The sequence below is a fragment of the Chryseobacterium sp. HNCC26DJ238 genome, from assembly GCF_057180465.1.
The window spans coordinates 44147-62363 of record NZ_JBXUGI010000016.1; the positions used below are offsets into that span (position 1 = coordinate 44147).

The following is an 18217-nucleotide window of genomic DNA, read 5'->3' on the forward strand; positions in this document are numbered from 1 at the left end:
TGCTAATGGAAATGTATAAACTCTTTCATGATCAGATTTTATTCTTTAGCTTTTGTTTTTTGCATGTCATCAGTGTTTTCTCAGAAACGAGATTCAGCGGTTTTAATCTCCGAAGTACAGATCGATGCTTACAAAAAACCGTCTTCTTTTATTAACTCTACAAAATCCGTTTCGGTGGTCTCTGCAAATTTACTCAATCAGAACCCACCGGAAAGAATGCTTGAATCCATTAACCAGATTGCAGGAGCGAGAATGGAAGAACGTTCTCCCGGAAGTTACCGGATTTCATTACGGGGAAGCACATTACGTTCTCCTTTTGGAGTTCGCAATGTGAAGGTTTATTTAGATGATTTTATTCTGTCCGACGCTTCAGGAAATACCTATTTTAATGTGATCTCACCAGAACTGATCAGCAGGATGGAAATCTTCAAAGGTCCTGAAAGCGGTGATTTCGGAGCGGTAACGGGCGGAACAGTTTTGTTACAGACCGGAAATTCAGAACAGATTTCCAGCAACCTTTCGATCGGGAGCTACGGCACCTTCAATGAAAGCGTAAATGTTGCAAGACAGTCAGGAAAACATTTTTTCAGGATCTTTCAAAATTATTACCGTACGGATTCTTACCGCGAACAGTCTGCTGTTCAGCGAAAACAGATTTTTCTGAAAGATGATTTTCAGTATACAGAAAATGCTCAACTCAAAGCAATGCTTCTTCTGTCTGATCTGGATTATCAGACTCCCGGAGGATTGACTCTTGAACAGATGCAGCTCAACAGAAAACAGGCAAGGCCGAAAACAGCTGCTCTTCCCGGTGCCCGGGAACAGGATGCAGGAATACGGAACAAAATGATTTTAGCAGGCATTGCTCATGAATTTACCCTGATTCCTGATTTTACTCATTTTGTGATGGTTCAGGGATCATATGTTGATTTTGAAAATCCTTTTATTACTAATTTTGAAAACCGCTTCGAGAATAATTTTGCGTTGAGAACCCATCTGAATTATCAGCAGAATTGGCAAAAAATTGCCGCAGAATGGAGAGTGGGTTATGAAGGCGGAACAAATAATATTTTCATTAAAAATTTTGATAACAATAGAGGAGTCGAAGGCAATCCACAAAATTTTGATCACCTTAAAAACAATTCCGGATTTTATTTTGTTTCACAGAAACTGAATTTTAACGAAAAGCTTTTTTCAGATATTTCATTAAGTTTAAATTCCAATTCTTACGAATGGGAAAAGCTCTATCCGACTTCAGAAAACGGAAAAACAAGATTTAAAAACCAGCTTCTCCCTAATTTCGGACTGACGTACCGTATCACAAAAGGTTTTTCTGTACGTGGAAAAATAGGAAAAGGAAATTCAGCCCCAACCAATGAAGAAATCAGGTCTTCAAATCAGGAATTTAATTTAAATCTTGTTCCGGAATATGGATGGAATAAAGAAGTGGGAATACGGAAACAGTTTGGAAATATTTTCTTTGCAGAAGCTAATTATTTTGATTTCCGGATGAAAGATGCTATTGTCAGAAGGCAGAATGAGCAAGGGCAGGAATTGTTTGTCAATCAGGGAAATACGGTCCAGAAAGGATTAGAATTACTTCTGGAGTCTAAAAATTTTAATCTGAAAAATAATTTCTTAAGCAGTCTGAAATTCAGGTTTTCCGGAAGTTTCTATCAGTTTAAATTTCAAAGCTATCAGCAGGGAACTGTGGATTTTTCAGGAAATGACTTAACCGGAGTTCCAAAAACGACCATCAACAGCTTGCTGAATTTTATTTTTTTCAATAAGCTTTCTGTCGACTATTCTCATTTTTATACGTCAAAAATTCCTCTGAATGATGCGAATACGATCTGGTCAGATTCAAATTTAATTGGGAATATACAGTTCAGATATCCTTTAGATCTGAATAAGACAAGAGTGAATGTATTTTTACAGATTCAGAATGTGTACAACACTGATTATGTTTTAGGTTTTGATATCAATGCTTTTGGCAACAGATATTATAATCCTGCTGCCCGACGTAATTTTGTTTTTGGAGTCAGGTTTGATCTGTAATCAGCTTATTGACCGTTGATATAATTAAATGCTTTTTTCAGATAAGTTTCATTGGTTTTCGTTTCGTCTGATGATTTTTCAATTCTGATATCAGGATCAATTCCTTTACCGATGGTAGAGTATTCCTTTCCTGTTCTGTCGACGATATTCCCAATGGTCAGCACGAGGAATGATCCGTCTGACAGTTTATATTCCTGGTTTCCTGATGTTAAACCCTGAGTATTGGTGCCGATTATTTTTACATTTTTCTGACCCACAAATGCAGCGGTTATAAATTCAGCAGAACTTCCGGTGACTTTATTGACCAACAGTGCGATGGGTGCTTTTATCTGTTTAGGCTGTTGCTGGGTAACCTGAAATACCTGGGTTGCTGTAGAACCCTCATAAAACTTCCCTTTTTTATAATTATAATATTCGACTGCGCCCTCAGCATCTTTTGTCCCCACTGCATTTTTACGGTCTATAAAAGGAGCAACAGCAGCATACATCGGATAAAGCATGCCTCCGAAATTCCCTCTGAGATCAATAATCCAGCCTTTTGGATTATGTTTCTGCAATTCATGAACTTTAGAATAAAAAGTATTGATATATTGGTTCCAGTCATCTTTATTAAAAGATCCAATGTCAGGTAAACTGATGTAAGCATAGCTGTTTTCCATGAGTTCACTTTTAATGACAGGAAACTCCTGACCAGTTGCTTTATATCCTAAGGTATAAACCCGTACCACTTCTTCAGGATAAAAATTTGAATGAGAATCATTCAAAGACTGTAAAGCTTTTTTTATACCAGGATAGGTCTCTTTTACCGTTTTGGCTTTTGAGGTCTCCTTAAAAGTTTTATCAAATATCTCTTCCCAGTTCAGTTTTGATTTATTGACTGATTTGCTTTTCATCTTATTCAGTGCTTCGGTAACATAGATCCTGATGCTGTCTGACTGTGCCGAAATATGGATTGAACCGAATAATGTGATCGCTGCAGAGATCATAATGAGTTTTTTCATGTGAAGTATTGAATATTCAAAAATAACTATATTTTATGATGATATTAATTATGAAATAATTATTTTGAAAGAATATTTCGGATAATCATTTCAGCATGAATCCTCGAATTTTCAATAAACCAGAGATGGGTATCTTTTCCGCCACAGACTACCCCTGCGAGATAGAGACCGGGAATATTGCTTTCCATCGTTTCCGGATGATAAACGGGATTCAGGCATTCTCCCTGCAGGTCAATTCCTGAGTTTCTAAGGAAATCAAAATCGGGAAGATAGCCGGTCATAGCGAGAACAAAATCATTTTCTATTTCTCTGACTTCACCCTTTTCGTCTTTAAAGATAACAGCGTTTTCTGTAATCCCGGTAATTTCAGAATTAAAATAAGCGTTGATGCTTCCTTCTGAAATCCTGTTTTCAATATCAGGTTTTACCCAATACTTCACATTTTTCGAAATTTCAGAATGACGGATGATCATGGTCACTTCAGCTCCTTTTCTGTACGTTTCAAGAGCCGCATCAACAGATGAATTGCTGGAGCCTACCACAACGATTTTTTGTTTTGCATAGGGGTAAGGTTCAGTATAATAATGTTTTACCTTTTCTAAACCTTCGCCTGGAATATTCATTAGATTCGGAATATCATAGAATCCGGTAGAGATAATGACACTTTTAGCCAGATATTTTGACTTTGAACTTTCAATTTCAAAATGACTGTCTTTTTTATTGATATCTACAACCTTTTCATACAAATGAATATTCAGATTTTTCTGTCTTGCAATACCCTGGTAATATTCCAGAGCTTCCTGTCTTCCCGGTTTAGGAGCTGTAGAAATAAAAGGAATTTCAGCAATCTCAAGCTTTTCTGCAGTGGAAAAAAACTTCATGTACAGAGGATAATGGTACAGAGAATTGACGATTGTTCCTTTTTCTACAATTACATAGCTGAGGTTATTTTTCTCTGCTTCAAGAGCACAGTTTAAACCGATGGGGCCGGCTCCTATAATCAGAATATCTAAAATTTCCATTTTGCAAATTTACAAAAATAGACTCATCTAAAGTTTTTAATATGAGTAGGAGCAGTAATGTGTTTTGTCGAAGATAGGTATACAGACACGTAGATGTATTAACGAAGTATTGAGATACTGATCTTAGTTTTGAGTGATCATTTTTATAAGTCCGGAAAATTTTTATCTGTGATCCAGACCCAAACGACGATGTTCTCACAACCAAGAATACACTTGCCTGCCGGATCAACTGTGGCATTGGTTTTGGACTTTTTCTGAAAATTTGATATGAAAAAGACGATTGCAGCACTTTTACTTTTTTCTCTACTGTCATGTAATAAGAAGCAGGACAGCAATCCTGCAGTTTCTACTGATAATCTCAAAAGATCAAACCAGAGAAGCGATGCCGGGCATGATGCTTTATCAACAGAAGTTGTTTTGAAAAAAACAAATGACGAACTTCTGCAGGCACTTAAAGTCGGATATTATGATCTGTTTGCTAATTATATTCATCCTGAAAAAGGAGTACGTTTTTCGATGTATGCCTACATCAGCATCAAAGAAGATAAGCACTTTTCAAAATCAGATTTCATCAAGTATTATCCTACCGGCACTGTTTTTACATGGGGAGCACGCGACGGATCGGGAGATTTGTATAAAGCTACAATTGATCAGTATATGAAAAAATGGGTTTTTGTAAAAGACTTTACAAAATCTCAATACGCATTCAATAAATTTCAGGGTAGGGGGAATACACTGAACAATTTAAAAGAAATATATCCCAATACTGACTTCACGGAAAACTTTATAAAAGGTACCGAAGAAAAAAGTGAAATGGACTGGAATGCACTTCGTTTTGTATTTGAAAAGTATGAAGGAAAATATTATGTCATTGCCGTAGTTAATGATTTATGGACAATATAATAGTATGTCTGCTCGTAATGTGGTAAAAAATGATTTATAAAATTTCAGACAACTGCTTCGTGAGATTTTTTCTCGAAAACTGTTCTATATTCTGAATGCTTTTCTGATCAGTTCCATTTTTCCACAAACCGAATTTTTCCAGAATAAAAATTTTAACTGCTTCAGAATCCCGGTAACTGAAATGTCTGCCAGCCTGAGTGTCATCTAAAATTTTTGAGACATCAGCTTCTTCTGGTCCAAATGAAATGATTTGCTTTCCTGTTGCCAGATATTCAAATATTTTTCCGGGGATAATACCTTTAGAGGATTCATTCGGGAAATTGGTAATCAGCAATACAGAAGAATTTTGCATTTCATCGATGGCTTTGTCGTGTGACAGATATCCAAGATTTTCAATATGGTTTTTTAAATTTGAGCTTTCAAGGGAATGCAGGATTTTATCATCAATTCTTCCAACAAATTTTAAAATGAAATTTTCAGCAAAATCAGCATTTGTCTGAACTAAATCATCCAATGCTTTCCAAAGATTTTCAGGATTTCTCAATTGCTCTAAAACTCCGATATAGCTTAGCGTAAATTTATCTTTTGTGAAAATCTGACCGTTTGATAATTTCACCTTCTGAGAAGAATCTGATTCATCAAAACCATTGGTAATGCACACTGCGTTGGCTCCGTTTTTCCTGAAATTTTCAGCATCTGTATAGCTTGTCGCCAATGTAACATCTGCATTTTTAAAAACATCACTTTCCAGCTGACGGTGCTTTTTATCAGATTTACGGGTTAGTTTTAAATGTTTATAGTAGGAAATCTCAGTCCATGGGTCACGGAAGTCGGCAATCCATCTGATATCCGGGAATTTACTTTTAAGTTGTAAACCAATCAAATGTAAAGAATGTGGAGGTCCTGAAGTTACTACCACATCAATGTGGTTAACCTTCAGATACTGTTCTAAAAATTTTACTGAGGGTTTTACCCAAAAAACTCTTGCATCGGGAATAAAAAAATTACCACGTACCCAAATCGACAGTTTTGATTTCCAGCTTTGATTTTCTCCTACATCGAACTGCCCGGCCTTAAATTTTTTATTGCTTTTATTAAGCTTTTCTGCCAGCTGATAAGGTTCCAGGATCTTCGTTTTAATAATTTCCAGGTTTTCAGGAACCTCTTTTATCAGGCTTTCATCCAATAAAGGATAGCTTGGATTTTCCGGAGTGTATATAATCGGTTTCCAGCCAAATTCAGGCAGGTATTTTGCAAACTTCAGCCATCGCTGAACGCCGGGCCCACCTGCAGGAGGCCAGTAATAGGTGATAATAAGGATTTTTTTTGTGCTCATTGTTATTTTTAACCGCAAAAGGGGATAAAGATTTATTTGGATTTTATCGGTTTAAAGGGCAGCAAAATGGTTATTACAAACTTCATAAATGCTCCATTTTTCTAACCGCAAAAGAGACAAAAGATTCTCATCGTTTTTAGCTTTTCAAAAGATTGCAAAATGCATGTAGTTATTTTAATATAGTTGCTGGAGATTTACATTTTGCAGACTTTTGAATTTCTTTAAGATTTATTGTCTTTTGTATCTTTTGCGGTAAAAAGCGCTCGTATCAATCATATTTGTCAAAATATTTATTAATAAAAGTTTCCTGTCCGAAGTGATACAAATTTTTCACATTAAAGTTTACCAATATTCCTTTTGAAACTTTTAATAAATTCATATAATTAATTACCTGACTTTTATGAATATCTAAGATTGTTGCAACAGATTTTATTTCCAGAACAATTAAGTTTTCAATCAAAAAATCACATTTAAAATCGCAATTCAAATATTCGTCTTTATAAATTACAGGAATTTTGAACTCGGATTTATATTCAATATTCCTTAACTTAAACTCTTTTTCTAATGCTTTATGATAAACAATTTCTGCTAATCCAAGTACCCAATATTTTATGAACCTAAATACAGGCTCCATTAACACGGTAGGTAAGATCTGTAATATATTTCTGAGTAATCATGCAAAAGATTTGTCAGCTTTACACTGTTATATATTTAAAGTCTGTATCTTGTCTCTTTTACGGTAAATGAAATAAATTCCCAACGCACTCAAAACAATAAACAGTCCGAAACACAGTAAAGAAATCCATTTGCCGGTAGCAATGACTTCCGGCTCGAAAACCATACTGATGCTGTGGTCGCCGGCAGGAACATGTACTGCACGCAGTAAATAGTCTGCCTTGATGTAAGGTACTTCTTTTTCATCAACAAACATTTTCCATCCGTGAGGATAATAAATCTCTGAGAATACTGCTAATTGAGGAGTTTTTGATTGAGATTTAAACTCAAGTTCGTTGGCCTCATATTTTGTTAAGTTAATGGAGGCAGTTGAATCTGACTGTACGGTTTTTCCGTTAAAATATGCTTTATCAGAAGTATTGATAACCGCAGTTTTCTTGGAATCAATAACGCCAATCGATTTTATTTCTTCATCCGGAGTTGTTACAAATTTTAAATCACCTACAAACCATGCATTTCCGTTCGCATTGGGATTAGGTACGACCTGTGGCTCCTGAGGATTTCCGAAGACCATATATTTAGTATTCAGCAAATTCAGGATTTTAGGCGTTTTGATACTGTCGGCGTTAGAAATGTATTCATTCAGAACATCATCATAACGTCTCAGTTTTACAGCATGGTAACCCCCGATAGAAGATTTAAAATAGGATGTATTTGTTTCACCGGTTACCCCTAACACCTGATTATAGATTCTGTAATGCTTTTTGTCTTTTTCAGTAATCGTTTCCAGTGTTTTGTTGACCGGAATGCTCGCTAAGATAGACTGTAAATTAGGATTGTCTCCCACTTTTTCAGCAAGGTAATCTGAGCCTTCTGTCTGGAAAGGATTTTCAGCAAATATTTTATCTACATAATTTTCGTCATTCAGATACCGTTTGTTAACTGTCCATAAATCAAATAAACTGACAGCACCGATAATCATCAGGGCAACATTCTGATTCAGCTTCTGTTTCAGGCTGAAAAATAAAACAGCTGCCGTAATTCCTACATACAGTAATGCTTTAATCGCATCTGTTCTGAACATTTTAAACCGTTCATCCGTTAAATAATCCAAAAGAAACGGCGGTAAATAGGTTTTCTCATTATCTGTATGGAAGCCTAATAAAGACTTTCCAAAAAGGATGAGAATTAAAGTTAATCCCAGGACTCCACTGCTCACATAGGTCAGTATTTTCTTTTTATAATCTTCTTCTAAAGTCGAATCAGTGTAGAATCTGTACAGTCCAATGATGGCTATCAGCGGGAAAAGTAATTCCACGACAACCAGGATAGAAGACGGAGCTCTGAATTTGCTGTAGAAAGGAACGTAATCGATAAAAAAGTCTGAAAGCGGCATAAAATTACTGCCCCATGCTAAAAGTATCGTCAGAATAGTTGCTCCCAAAATCCAGTAACGGTATTTTTTCCATGCAAAAAAGAAGCCCAGCAAGGCAAGAAAACATACGATTGCTCCCTGATATGCAGGTCCTGAAGTTCCCGGCTGGTCTCCCCAATATGTAATGCTTCCAAAACCTTTTGAAATTCTGTCGTATTCAGCCTGTGAAGTAACATTATCCTGTACCAGCTGCTGCACCTTTTCCATCATTTCCTTTCCTTCGGGTTCCTGGCTTCCGCCTCCCATTAATCTGGGGATAAACAGGTTCAGGGTTTCCAGCTGACCGTAGCTCCACATGAGGATACTTTCTTTATCCATTCCTGAATTTCCTGCAGTATGGTTTTCTGTATTTAAAATCTGTTTTCCTCGTACGGTTTCTTTGATATATTCAGAATTGGCCATAATTCGCTGAGAGTTCATCCCGACACCAATGGCTAATGCCCCTGCAATAATTCCTGATGAGATCAGGAAGTGTTTCATCGGTGTTTTTTTCCGGATGGCTCGGATCAGTTCGGATAAAAATAAAAACCCTAATCCCAAAAACAGATAATAGGTCATCTGTGGGTGGTTTGCAGCGACCTGTAAGCCGAAAAACAGGGTAGTGACAATAAATCCTAGAACATATTTTTTCCGGATGTAAACCAATAAAATCCCTGCCAAAAGAGGCGCAAAATATTCAATAGTATTGACCTTCCCATTATGTCCGGCTGCAATAATAATGTAGAAATAAGTAGAGAGCCCGAAAAATGTAGCTCCCAAAAGTGCATACTTCCAGTTTCTTACAGCAACCATCCCTAAAAGAAAAAATCCTGAAAACAAAAGAAACAGATAATTGACAGGTCTTGGAAGGATATTCAGATAACTGTCTAATTTTTTAATAATATCACCTTCAAAACGGCTTCCCATCTGATATGTCGGCATTCCTCCAAACATAGAATCACTCCAGTACGTTTCTTTATCGTAAGTGTCTCTGTAGTCGATGAGCTCTTTCGCTCCTCCACGATACTGAACGATATCATGCTGGAAAAGTTGCTTTCCTGTAAAAACAGGAGTTGAATATAAAAATGCTAAAACTAAGAATGCGATGATGGAAATCGCAATATAAATCAGGTTTTTATTTTTCGCCATTTTGGTGAGTAAATAGATGTTTAAGTTGAGAAGTTTTTTTAATTGTTTTTTTAACGGAAAAGAAAAAAAGCCTCGCTTATTTTAGATTTTTAAAAGCAAACAGAACTTTAACAGTACAGTTTTTATTTTATGAAATTTCGCAATTCCTGTCTTCAATATTTCCTTTGCGGTAAAAGTTATGCTTTAATGATTCGTACTGTTTTTATCTTTCACTTCCTCATAGTCCACAGTTTCTGCGTCCCATTTAACCTTTTTTTCAATATTCGTGTTTGAGTCTTTAATATCCTGCTGTGGATTATGATTAGGTTTAAATCCGGTGTATTTATAAAAAGATTTAAAGAAGATTCTTTTTAAAATATTCCAGACAAAGAAAATAATAATAGTTCCAAGTATTAACTCAAAAAGGAATTTCATAATAAAATAATTTAATATTCGATGTTTAAAATTAAAGATTCAACGCCTTAAGTTATTTTTAGAACGCTGAGCCTTTCCATCCTTAATTCTATTTCGCTGCAGGGTTTACCATCACAGATGAATTTGATACACTCTTCATCGACTGTGACTGTTTGCCGTCTGAAATGGTTTCTACCTGAGTGGTTTTTACAGTAATATTCTGGTTATTGATCCAACCGGTATTCTGATCAAATTTAATGGTACCGTTTTGCGCCAGTTCACTGCTCATGCTGTGCTTCATTTCACCCTGCGCTTTTTTCTCCTCTTTTTTAGGAATTCCTCCGGTTACAGAAATTTCGGCAATTCCGTTTCCAACGCTTTTTAAAACATAATTTGAAGTTACTTTGATTTTTCCTCCTTCATCTGCGCTCTCACTGGTTGACCATTTTTCACCGATCTTCACTCCTTTTTTAGGAATGATCGTCAGATTTTTTGAAAACTGATCTTTCAGAACTTTTTCGTTAAAACTCTGTTTCAGACTGGCAACGATGCTCGCCTTCTGATTTGCATCTTTTACAAGAGTTCCTATTGCAGCAGCAATTTTTGTATAAATAGCATCAAAACCTGTAATCGAAAGTACATTTCCTTTGCTGTCCATTTTCATATTCAGTTTGTTTCCGGTAAGCGCGCGGTTGACATTCCAGATCATTTTAAGGTTGTCATCCTTCGGGATAGGCTGTTTTGTGTCAACGACAACTGTTTTTCCGTCAGCACTCTGGGAATTTCTTTTACCTATAAGATTGATCGTGATATCATACACCCCATTTTTTACATCATTGACGGTAAAGCTCATCTCATCAGTAGATTCACTGGTTCCGTTAAGTGTTTTGCCCTGAGGATCCGTCATGGTCTTTACATCTCTCTGATAGGTTGTCAGAGGATAGGTTTTCCCCTTTTCCAGCTTGAAAGTCTGTGTGAAAACGCCTAAAGAATCTTTAATGGCAGGATTTTCTTTTACTTCAGCCACAGAATCTGCTGGCACCTCCACTGTTATTGTTTTTCCGGTTTTAGGATCTACTTTTGTAATGGTGGCTGTTTCTTTTTTACAAGAAATAATGGCTAAAGAGATTAATGCTAATGCTGCTATATTTTTCATATGTAATTTTCTGTTTTTGTAAAAAGTCTGATCGCTGACTGTATAGTGTTTAAGATAAAACAGACTAAACATGATTTCAACAATTTCTTTAATGTTTTACTAATTAATTTTTATCAGTTTTTGTCTCATCGCTTCATACAGGATGGCTCCACAGGCCACAGAGACATTAAGGGACTGTGTTTTCCCTTCGATAGGAAGTTTTATTTTTTCGTCAGAATGATGAAGCACTTCTTTAGAAATCCCTGTTTCTTCATTACCCATCACGATAGCGCAGGGTTCAGTGAAGTTAACATCATAAATCAGTTTCTGTGCTTTTTCAGTTGCGGAAAAAACGGAAACTCCACTTTGCTGGAGATAATCTACAACGTGAGCCAGGTTGTTTTCTTTACAGATTTTGATATTGTACATCGCTCCCGCCGAAGTTTTGATTGCATCAGAATTGATTGGTGCTCCTCCTTTCTCAGGAATTACAACAGCGTGGATTCCCACACATTCTGCGGTTCTGCAGATAGCTCCGAAGTTTCTGACATCCGTCAGTCTGTCTAAAATCAGGATAAAAGGTACTTTTCCTTCTTCAAATAATTCAGGAATGATATTTTCTATTTTGTGGAAGGGAACATCCGAAATAAATGCCACCACACCCTGATGGTTTTTTCTGGTGAAGCGGTTAAGTTTCTCTACCGGAACGTAGTTTGGCCGTATTTTATATTTTGCTAAAACTGCTTTCAGTTCAGCATAAATTTCTCCCTGCAAAGCATTCTGCACAAAGATTTTATCGATTGTTTTCCCTGCCTCAATAGCTTCCAGTACAGGACGAAGTCCAAATATAAAATCGTCTTTTTTATTAGGTTCTGAATTTCTGAATTCAGGTTTTGAGTTCTTATGTTGAAAATCTTCCAAAATTTTTATTTTTATCTTTTAAATGAATAAACCCTGTTATTCAATTTTTTGTTTGGTTCTTTTAGCCCTTTTCTCCTAAAATTGCTCTTTTTTGTGCCATTGCATAACCGTAATGCAGGCATTCATGCATATTATTAAAAATAATGGCATCCTGAATACTCTTCAGGTCCATCCCGAAACTTGTAGTATAAGGCGTATAATCTGAAAAGAAATCACTGTCATAATCCTTCATCAGGATTTTTGAAGTTTCAGTTAATAGAAATTCCAGATCTTCTACCTCAGACTTCTGCACATTAAGATTGGGCATGGTTCCTTTTTTATAGGTCTCGATCCAGTATTTATCTATTCTGAACGGATTTCCGCTCAGATAATAATGAAGCAGCTGCTGTGTAGCAACTGTGTGGGCAATATTCCAATACATATTGTTATTAAAACCATCAGGAATTAACAGCAGGTCTTCGTGAGAAGTTTCCTGAAGGATATCCAAAAGGTTTTTTCTAATCTGTCTGTGAGCTTGAAAATGATAATTCATATTTCAAAAATTTAATCACCAAAAATAGTTTAATAAACTGAAAATGACAATTTTTGAGGACGGGTTTAAAGTAAAATTTATGTATTTTTTATGATTTTGCGATTAAAGGAAATGTAACTTATGATAAAAACGATTTCGAATCTCTCATCAGTACAGGAATATTTAACAAATTTTAACTCAAAAATGGCATTTGTTATGTTGATTAATGCAAGTATTTATCAGAAATTTACCACTTATTTTAATTTAAACTATGTCAGATTCATATCAAGCAGAAGATATTCGTCAGCTGACGGAGAGAGTAAGAGAACAGAATTATTTTTTCTCACTTTTGAGGCAGGAAATCAATAAAGTAATTATCGGACAGGAATATATGATCGATCGTTTGTTAGTCGGATTATTGGGTAACGGTCACGTTTTGCTGGAAGGAGTTCCGGGGCTTGCAAAAACTTTGGCGATCAAAACACTTGCAGAAGCGGTACATGGCGATTTTTCCAGAATACAGTTTACTCCGGATCTTCTTCCTGCAGATGTTGTCGGGACCATGATTTATAATATTAAAGAAAACGATTTTTCTATAAAAAGAGGTCCTGTGTTTGCTAATTTTGTACTCGCTGATGAGATTAACCGTGCTCCGGCAAAAGTGCAGTCTGCCCTTCTGGAAGTGATGCAGGAAAAACAGGTGACCATCGGAGACGAGACAATGCATCTTCCCAAACCTTTTTTGGTATTGGCAACGCAGAACCCCATTGATCAGGAAGGAACTTATCTTTTACCTGAAGCACAGAGTGACCGTTTCATGTTGAAATGTACGATTGATTATCCTGAATTTGAGGATGAAAGAAAAGTAATGAGAATGGTTTCCACTTCACATCAGTATGACGTAAAACCTGTAATTTCTTTACAGAATATTGTGGAGGCAAAATCGATCGTTAACCAGATTTATCTGGATGAAAAGATTGAAAAATACATCCTGGATATGGTTTTTGCAACCCGTTTTCCGGAAAGGTACGGTTTGTCGGAACTTAAAAATTATATCAGTTTCGGTGCATCACCGAGAGCTTCTATCAATTTGGCCATTGCATCGCGAGCCTATGCATTTCTGAAAGGAAGAGCTTTTGTAATCCCCGAAGATGTAAAAGAACTGGCAAAAGATGTGCTGAGACACAGAATCGGACTGACCTTTGAAGCAGAGGCAGAAGAAATTACTTCTGAAGAAATCGTCCATAGGATTCTGGCTAAAATACAGGCGCCGTAATGTATAATGTAACAATGTAATAATTTATATAATGTAACAATGGGTAATCTATTTAATGTACTAATGTGATAATCTATATAATGTATCAATGTAATAATGGTGTGGTTTGATCAATGGAGCAGTGTGAAAAAACTGATTGATGTGATAATTTAATCAATGTTATCGGATATAATGTTTATATTTTAAAAGTGTATTTATGATTATTCCGGTGTAGCTTATTAAGCAGCTATTTTAAATTTTCACCTGATGCAGGATCGTTTTACATTACCAAAGTTTTTACATTAAAATATATAGTTCCATTAAAACAGATTGTAAACTGTTACACTAGAGTCCATTGTTCCACTATTAGATTAAATTGCTACATTGAATCAGATTGCCAAATTGTTACATTAGATCAGATTGTTAAATTGCTACATTGAATCAGATTGCTACATTGCATCACATTGTTAAATTGTTACATTAAAATAGTAAAGTCCATTGTTCCACTGTTAGATTATTATCATTGCTACATTTGAATTATGCAGATAAAAGACATTGTAAAAAAAGTAAAGCAGATAGAAATCCGTACCCGAAAGAAAACGGAAGCTTCTTTGATGGGGCAGTATCACAGTGCTTTTAAAGGACAGGGGATGACGTTTTCTGAAGTCCGTCCTTACCAGTTTGGAGATGAGATCCGTAGAATAGACTGGAATAAGACCGCGCGTTTCCGCGAGCCTTTTGTCAAAGTGATGGAAGAGGAGCGTGAACTTACAATGATGATACTTGTTGATATTTCCGCTTCTATGGATTACGGAACCAAAACGCTGCTTAAAAGAGAATATGTTGCTGAGATTGCAGCCAGTTTGGGTTTTTCCGCAGCGGGAAATAACGATAAAGTGGGATTGATTTTGTTTGCAGATAAAGTGTATAAAGTGGTTCCTCCACAGAAAGGGAGAAAGCATATCCTGTCGATAATCAGTACTGTTCTTACAGCAGATTACATACCTGCCGTGTCTAAAATTGATAAAGCATTAGAGTATATGATGGGGATTTTTAAAAGAAAATCACTGGTATTCCTGCTTTCAGATTTTGAAGATGGATACGATTCAAAAATGCTTCGGGTGGCATCAAAGAAACATCAGCTCTTAGGGATGAGAATTTTTGACGAAAAAGATAATGAAATTCCTGATGTGGGCTACACACTTTTCCATGATGCAGAAACCGGAGAGCAGGTTTGGGTGAACACCTCTAATGCCAGATGGAGATATACCTTTGCTGAAGCTCAGAAACAGAAAGTAAAAGCGCTGGAAGAAGATTTTTCCAACAGTTCGGCAAGTTTTATGAATATCAATACAGGAGATGATTATTCAAAGCTGCTGTATCATTATTTTCAGAGGAAATAAAGTAACTGTTAGAGATATCCGTTACGACTACGATGAAGGAACAAAAATAGGCTTATAGCCAAAACTTAGTATTAGAATTGAAAAAAATAGTATTACTCTTATCATTTTTAATCTGTGCAAATGCGTTTTCACAGATACTTTCCTCCAACCTTGAAAAGAAAACCCTGGCATTGGGTGAAGTTAACCGCCTGACTATAAAGATCGATAATCTCAACAGTCAGGAAGTGAAAGCTGCTCCAAAAGATAAGCTGCTTCCTTTTCATTTTGAAGAAATTAAAGACAGTGTAGGAGTTCAGCAGAATACCTATCGGAGAAATATAGAATTTTCCGTTTATGATGAAGGAACGTATACCATTCCTGAACTGAAATTTCAGGTAGGAGATAAGGTTTTAAAGACAATTCCGTATGAGATTGAAGTAGTAAACACAGCACAGAAGGGAGATCCAATAAATGACATCATGAATAATAAAGATGTCAGGCTTGAGGTTGCAGATTATTGGCAGCTTTATAAATGGTATGTTTTGGGAGCTATTGCTTTGATTGCTTTTATCATTGCCGTTTTTATGATTGTGAAATATGGCAGGAAATCAAAAGATGCTCCTGTTGTTGCGACCAATCAGACTCTGAAAGAGCTGGACCTATTAAAAAAGAAAAAATACATCGAAGAAGGAAATTACCGCTCTTTTTATGTGGAGCTCATTGATATTTCAAGAAAATTTATTGCGAAGCAGTATAAAATCCCTGCTGATGTACTTCTGACTGATGATCTGGTTCATCTGATGAAAGAGAACAATACTATTTCACAGGATAATGAGAAAGTAATAGAAGACGTCTTTTTCCGTGGTGATCTTGTAAAATTTGCTAAAACATTTCCCGATCAGCAGATGATGGAAAAAGATTTTTCCGAAATCAGAGACTTTGTGAAAAGATCATCAAAGGATATAGAATTTGAAAACCTGAGAAAAGATGTTTAATTTTGAGTTTTACAGTCCGTGGTTTTTATTTCTTTTTCTGTTGTTTGTTCCTTTGCTGATCAGAGATGTAAAAAGGAAAAAACTGAAAGGGATAAAAGTGCCCACAGTTCAGAATATGAATACAGGCAGCGGAATCCTTCCTGTCCTGTTTTTTCTGAAAATTTCAAAGTACATTATTCTGTCCTGTCTTTTTATCGCAATGGCGAGGCCAAGAACTTTTACCATTTCTCAGGACCGGGATGAAACCAAAGGAGTGGATATCATGTTTGCTGTAGATGTTTCACTGAGTATGCTTTCAAAAGACCTTTCACCGGACCGGCTGACCGCACTGAAAGACATTGCAGTTAAATTTGTAGAAAAGCGTCCTAATGACAGAATAGGGGTAGTAATCTATGCATCTGAAGCCTTTACAAAGGTTCCGGTGACTTCTGATCATCAGGTGGTCATTGATGAACTGAGGAATCTGAATACCGCCGAACTTTATCCCGGTACCGCTATCGGAGAGGGATTGTCTGTTGCAGTAAACCATCTCCGCACCAGCAAAGCAAAAAGTAAGATTATTATCCTGATGACCGATGGAGTAAGCAATGTGCAGAATGCCATTCCACCTCAGATCGCCGCAGAATTGGCCAAAAGTAATGATATCAAGGTGTATTCAATCGGTGTGGGAACCAATGGGATCGCCTTAATGCCGACAGAAGTGGATATTTTTGGAGATTTGGTTTTTACTGAAACACAGGTACAGATAGATGAACCTGTCCTGAGGGAAATTGCACAGGATACAGGAGGAAAATATTTTCGGGCTACATCAAACAGCAGTTTGGAAGAAGTCTACAATGAAATTAATCAGCTGGAAAAATCTGATGTAAAGATTTCCAAGCTTTATAATTATGAAGAATATTTTAAAATATTCCTGTGGATTGCTTTGGACATGTTGTTTTTTGATGCATTATTGAGATGGGTATTATATAAATTTTTAAGCTGATGGAATTGTATTTAGGAAATTATTGGTACCTGTTATTACTGTTGCTCTTACCCCTCTTGTCTTTTTTTCTGATCAGATATTTAAAATGGAAGAAAAAAAGAAGGCAAATTTTTGCAGAGAGTCGCTTTCATGATTCTTTATTTGAAAAAAAATCAGGATTTATTAAAATTTTTCCATCCCTGTATTTTTTAGCAACCCTGTTTTTAATATTTTCTATCATTGATCTGCTGAGCGGGTCGGAAGAGGTAACGACCAATCAGAAATTTAACAATGTTATTTTTATGCTGGATGTTTCTAATTCTATGAATGCTGAGGATATTACCCCTAACCGTTTGACAGAAGGGAAGAATCTGATGATTCAGACCTTGCAGAAACTGAAAAATGATAAAGTGGGAGTTGTTATTTTTGCAGGTCAGGCAACCTCAATTATGCCGTTGACAACTGATTACAATTCTGCAGAAACCTATATTAACGGGATCGAAACGACATCTGTCAAAATTCAGGGAACTGACTTCCTGAAAGCGATGGAAACCGCTGTGGATAAATTTAAAAATATCAGCAAAGGTTCCAGAAAGATCGTTTTACTCAGTGATGGTGAAGATAATGAAGGTAACGATAACGCTGCCATCAAACTGGCTAACAAAGAAGGAATTACAGTGATATCAGTCGGAATTGGTTCAGATGAAGGTGCACCTGTTCCCGAATACGAGTTTGGACAGTTGATGGGATATAAAAGTGATATGAATGGGCAGACTGTTATTTCAAAAAGACAGACTGAAGCGCTTCATAAAATGGCAGAATCAACAGGTGGCTCATATATCGATGGAAATAACATTGATGATGCGGCGGACAGAATCATTGCGGCTTTACAAAAAAAATCCTCCTCTACAGCTACTTTGGTCAAATCTCAAAATGCCAGTCATTATTACCAGTATTTTCTGGCGGTTTCGATTTTTTTCTTTCTGATGATTTTCCTTTTTAACCCAAAAAGAGATTTTAATGTCTAAGTCTTTTTTGTCTTAATTCAATTTTATAGCACCACATTTTTGAGATGATCTGTACTCCTTAGTTTATTAATATAT

16 protein-coding genes are annotated in these 18217 nt (G+C 36.1%); 7 read left to right on the plus strand and 9 right to left on the minus strand.

Annotation, left to right across the window (positions count from 1 at the left end):
* Positions 1-27 precede the first annotated feature (27 nt).
* Entirely contained in the window at positions 28-2058 is a 2031-nt protein-coding gene (locus tag AC2A07_RS15230; protein WP_484051096.1) for a TonB-dependent receptor, read from the plus strand.
* Between the two features lie 5 nt (positions 2059-2063).
* Here the strand turns inward: AC2A07_RS15230 and AC2A07_RS15235 are convergent, their stop codons facing one another.
* On the minus strand, positions 2064-3059 hold the full coding sequence (locus AC2A07_RS15235; protein WP_484051097.1) for a S41 family peptidase: 996 nt from the start codon (positions 3057-3059) through the stop codon (positions 2064-2066).
* A gap of 59 nt (positions 3060-3118) precedes the next feature.
* Entirely contained in the window at positions 3119-4081 is a 963-nt protein-coding gene (locus AC2A07_RS15240; RefSeq protein ID WP_484051098.1) for a YpdA family putative bacillithiol disulfide reductase, read from the minus strand.
* Positions 4082-4348: 267 nt separating this feature from the next.
* Between AC2A07_RS15240 and AC2A07_RS15245 the strand changes: the two genes are divergently transcribed.
* Positions 4349-4984 (plus strand): hypothetical protein, encoded by a 636-nt coding sequence (locus AC2A07_RS15245; protein WP_484051099.1) that lies wholly within the window; start codon positions 4349-4351, stop codon positions 4982-4984.
* A gap of 34 nt (positions 4985-5018) precedes the next feature.
* Here AC2A07_RS15245 and AC2A07_RS15250 read toward each other — a convergent pair whose 3' ends face one another.
* The 7 genes from AC2A07_RS15250 to AC2A07_RS15280 form a co-directional block, all read right to left on the minus strand.
* Entirely contained in the window at positions 5019-6320 is a 1302-nt protein-coding gene (locus tag AC2A07_RS15250; protein WP_484051100.1) for a glycosyltransferase family protein, read from the minus strand.
* 268 nt (positions 6321-6588) lie between these two features.
* Positions 6589-6954 carry a GxxExxY protein gene (locus tag AC2A07_RS15255; protein ID WP_484051101.1) on the minus strand — a complete coding sequence of 122 codons (366 nt, stop codon included), beginning with the start codon at positions 6952-6954 and terminating at the stop codon, positions 6589-6591.
* Between the two features lie 69 nt (positions 6955-7023).
* Positions 7024-9558, minus strand: coding sequence for a YfhO family protein (locus AC2A07_RS15260; RefSeq protein ID WP_484051102.1), 2535 nt, complete (start codon positions 9556-9558; stop codon positions 7024-7026).
* A 183-nt stretch (positions 9559-9741) separates the two neighbouring features.
* Positions 9742-9972 (minus strand): hypothetical protein, encoded by a 231-nt coding sequence (locus tag AC2A07_RS15265; protein ID WP_314497824.1) that lies wholly within the window; start codon positions 9970-9972, stop codon positions 9742-9744.
* Between the two features lie 88 nt (positions 9973-10060).
* A complete protein-coding gene (locus AC2A07_RS15270) occupies positions 10061-11107 on the minus strand; it encodes a DUF6263 family protein (RefSeq protein WP_314497827.1) in 1047 nt (348 codons plus the stop codon).
* A 99-nt stretch (positions 11108-11206) separates the two neighbouring features.
* Positions 11207-12007, minus strand: coding sequence for a 23S rRNA (guanosine(2251)-2'-O)-methyltransferase RlmB (gene rlmB / locus AC2A07_RS15275; protein ID WP_314497830.1), 801 nt, complete (start codon positions 12005-12007; stop codon positions 11207-11209).
* 61 nt (positions 12008-12068) lie between these two features.
* Positions 12069-12539, minus strand: coding sequence for a DinB family protein (locus tag AC2A07_RS15280; RefSeq protein ID WP_314497833.1), 471 nt, complete (start codon positions 12537-12539; stop codon positions 12069-12071).
* Positions 12540-12789: 250 nt separating this feature from the next.
* On the opposite strand from AC2A07_RS15280, the gene AC2A07_RS15285 reads away from it, so the two are divergent.
* The 5 genes from AC2A07_RS15285 to AC2A07_RS15305 all read left to right on the plus strand — a co-directional run bounded on the left by AC2A07_RS15285 (position 12790) and on the right by AC2A07_RS15305 (position 18142).
* Complete coding sequence (locus AC2A07_RS15285) at positions 12790-13794, plus strand: AAA family ATPase (RefSeq protein ID WP_484051103.1); 1005 nt, start codon at positions 12790-12792, stop codon at positions 13792-13794.
* Positions 13795-14312: 518 nt separating this feature from the next.
* On the plus strand, positions 14313-15176 hold the full coding sequence (locus AC2A07_RS15290; RefSeq protein WP_484051104.1) for a DUF58 domain-containing protein: 864 nt from the start codon (positions 14313-14315) through the stop codon (positions 15174-15176).
* 77 nt (positions 15177-15253) lie between these two features.
* Positions 15254-16150 (plus strand): BatD family protein, encoded by an 897-nt coding sequence (locus tag AC2A07_RS15295; protein ID WP_314497841.1) that lies wholly within the window; start codon positions 15254-15256, stop codon positions 16148-16150.
* Entirely contained in the window at positions 16143-17135 is a 993-nt protein-coding gene (locus tag AC2A07_RS15300; RefSeq protein ID WP_484051105.1) for a VWA domain-containing protein, read from the plus strand. Before AC2A07_RS15295 ends, AC2A07_RS15300 begins: the two co-directional genes overlap by 8 nt.
* Positions 17135-18142, plus strand: coding sequence for a vWA domain-containing protein (locus AC2A07_RS15305; RefSeq protein WP_484051106.1), 1008 nt, complete (start codon positions 17135-17137; stop codon positions 18140-18142). Before AC2A07_RS15300 ends, AC2A07_RS15305 begins: the two co-directional genes overlap by 1 nt.
* The last annotated feature ends 75 nt before the right edge of the window (positions 18143-18217 follow it).

Bases quoted from the DNA above. Each gene is read 5' to 3' on its own strand.
- AC2A07_RS15230 (WP_484051096.1), top strand. From the start codon at position 28: ATGATCAGATTTTATTCTTTAGCTTTTGTTTTTTGCATGTCATCAGTG.
- AC2A07_RS15240 (WP_484051098.1), bottom strand. From the start codon at position 4,081: ATGGAAATTTTAGATATTCTGATTATAGGAGCCGGCCCCATCGGTTTA.
- AC2A07_RS15285 (WP_484051103.1), top strand. From the start codon at position 12,790: ATGTCAGATTCATATCAAGCAGAAGATATTCGTCAGCTGACGGAGAGA.
- AC2A07_RS15280 (WP_314497833.1), bottom strand. From the start codon at position 12,539: ATGAATTATCATTTTCAAGCTCACAGACAGATTAGAAAAAACCTTTTG.
- AC2A07_RS15235 (WP_484051097.1), bottom strand. From the start codon at position 3,059: ATGAAAAAACTCATTATGATCTCTGCAGCGATCACATTATTCGGTTCA.
- AC2A07_RS15265 (WP_314497824.1), bottom strand. From the start codon at position 9,972: ATGAAATTCCTTTTTGAGTTAATACTTGGAACTATTATTATTTTCTTT.
- AC2A07_RS15300 (WP_484051105.1), top strand. From the start codon at position 16,143: ATGTTTAATTTTGAGTTTTACAGTCCGTGGTTTTTATTTCTTTTTCTG.
- AC2A07_RS15250 (WP_484051100.1), bottom strand. From the start codon at position 6,320: ATGAGCACAAAAAAAATCCTTATTATCACCTATTACTGGCCTCCTGCA.
- AC2A07_RS15260 (WP_484051102.1), bottom strand. From the start codon at position 9,558: ATGGCGAAAAATAAAAACCTGATTTATATTGCGATTTCCATCATCGCA.
- AC2A07_RS15290 (WP_484051104.1), top strand. From the start codon at position 14,313: ATGCAGATAAAAGACATTGTAAAAAAAGTAAAGCAGATAGAAATCCGT.
- AC2A07_RS15305 (WP_484051106.1), top strand. From the start codon at position 17,135: ATGGAATTGTATTTAGGAAATTATTGGTACCTGTTATTACTGTTGCTC.
- AC2A07_RS15270 (WP_314497827.1), bottom strand. From the start codon at position 11,107: ATGAAAAATATAGCAGCATTAGCATTAATCTCTTTAGCCATTATTTCT.
- AC2A07_RS15245 (WP_484051099.1), top strand. From the start codon at position 4,349: ATGAAAAAGACGATTGCAGCACTTTTACTTTTTTCTCTACTGTCATGT.
- AC2A07_RS15255 (WP_484051101.1), bottom strand. From the start codon at position 6,954: ATGGAGCCTGTATTTAGGTTCATAAAATATTGGGTACTTGGATTAGCA.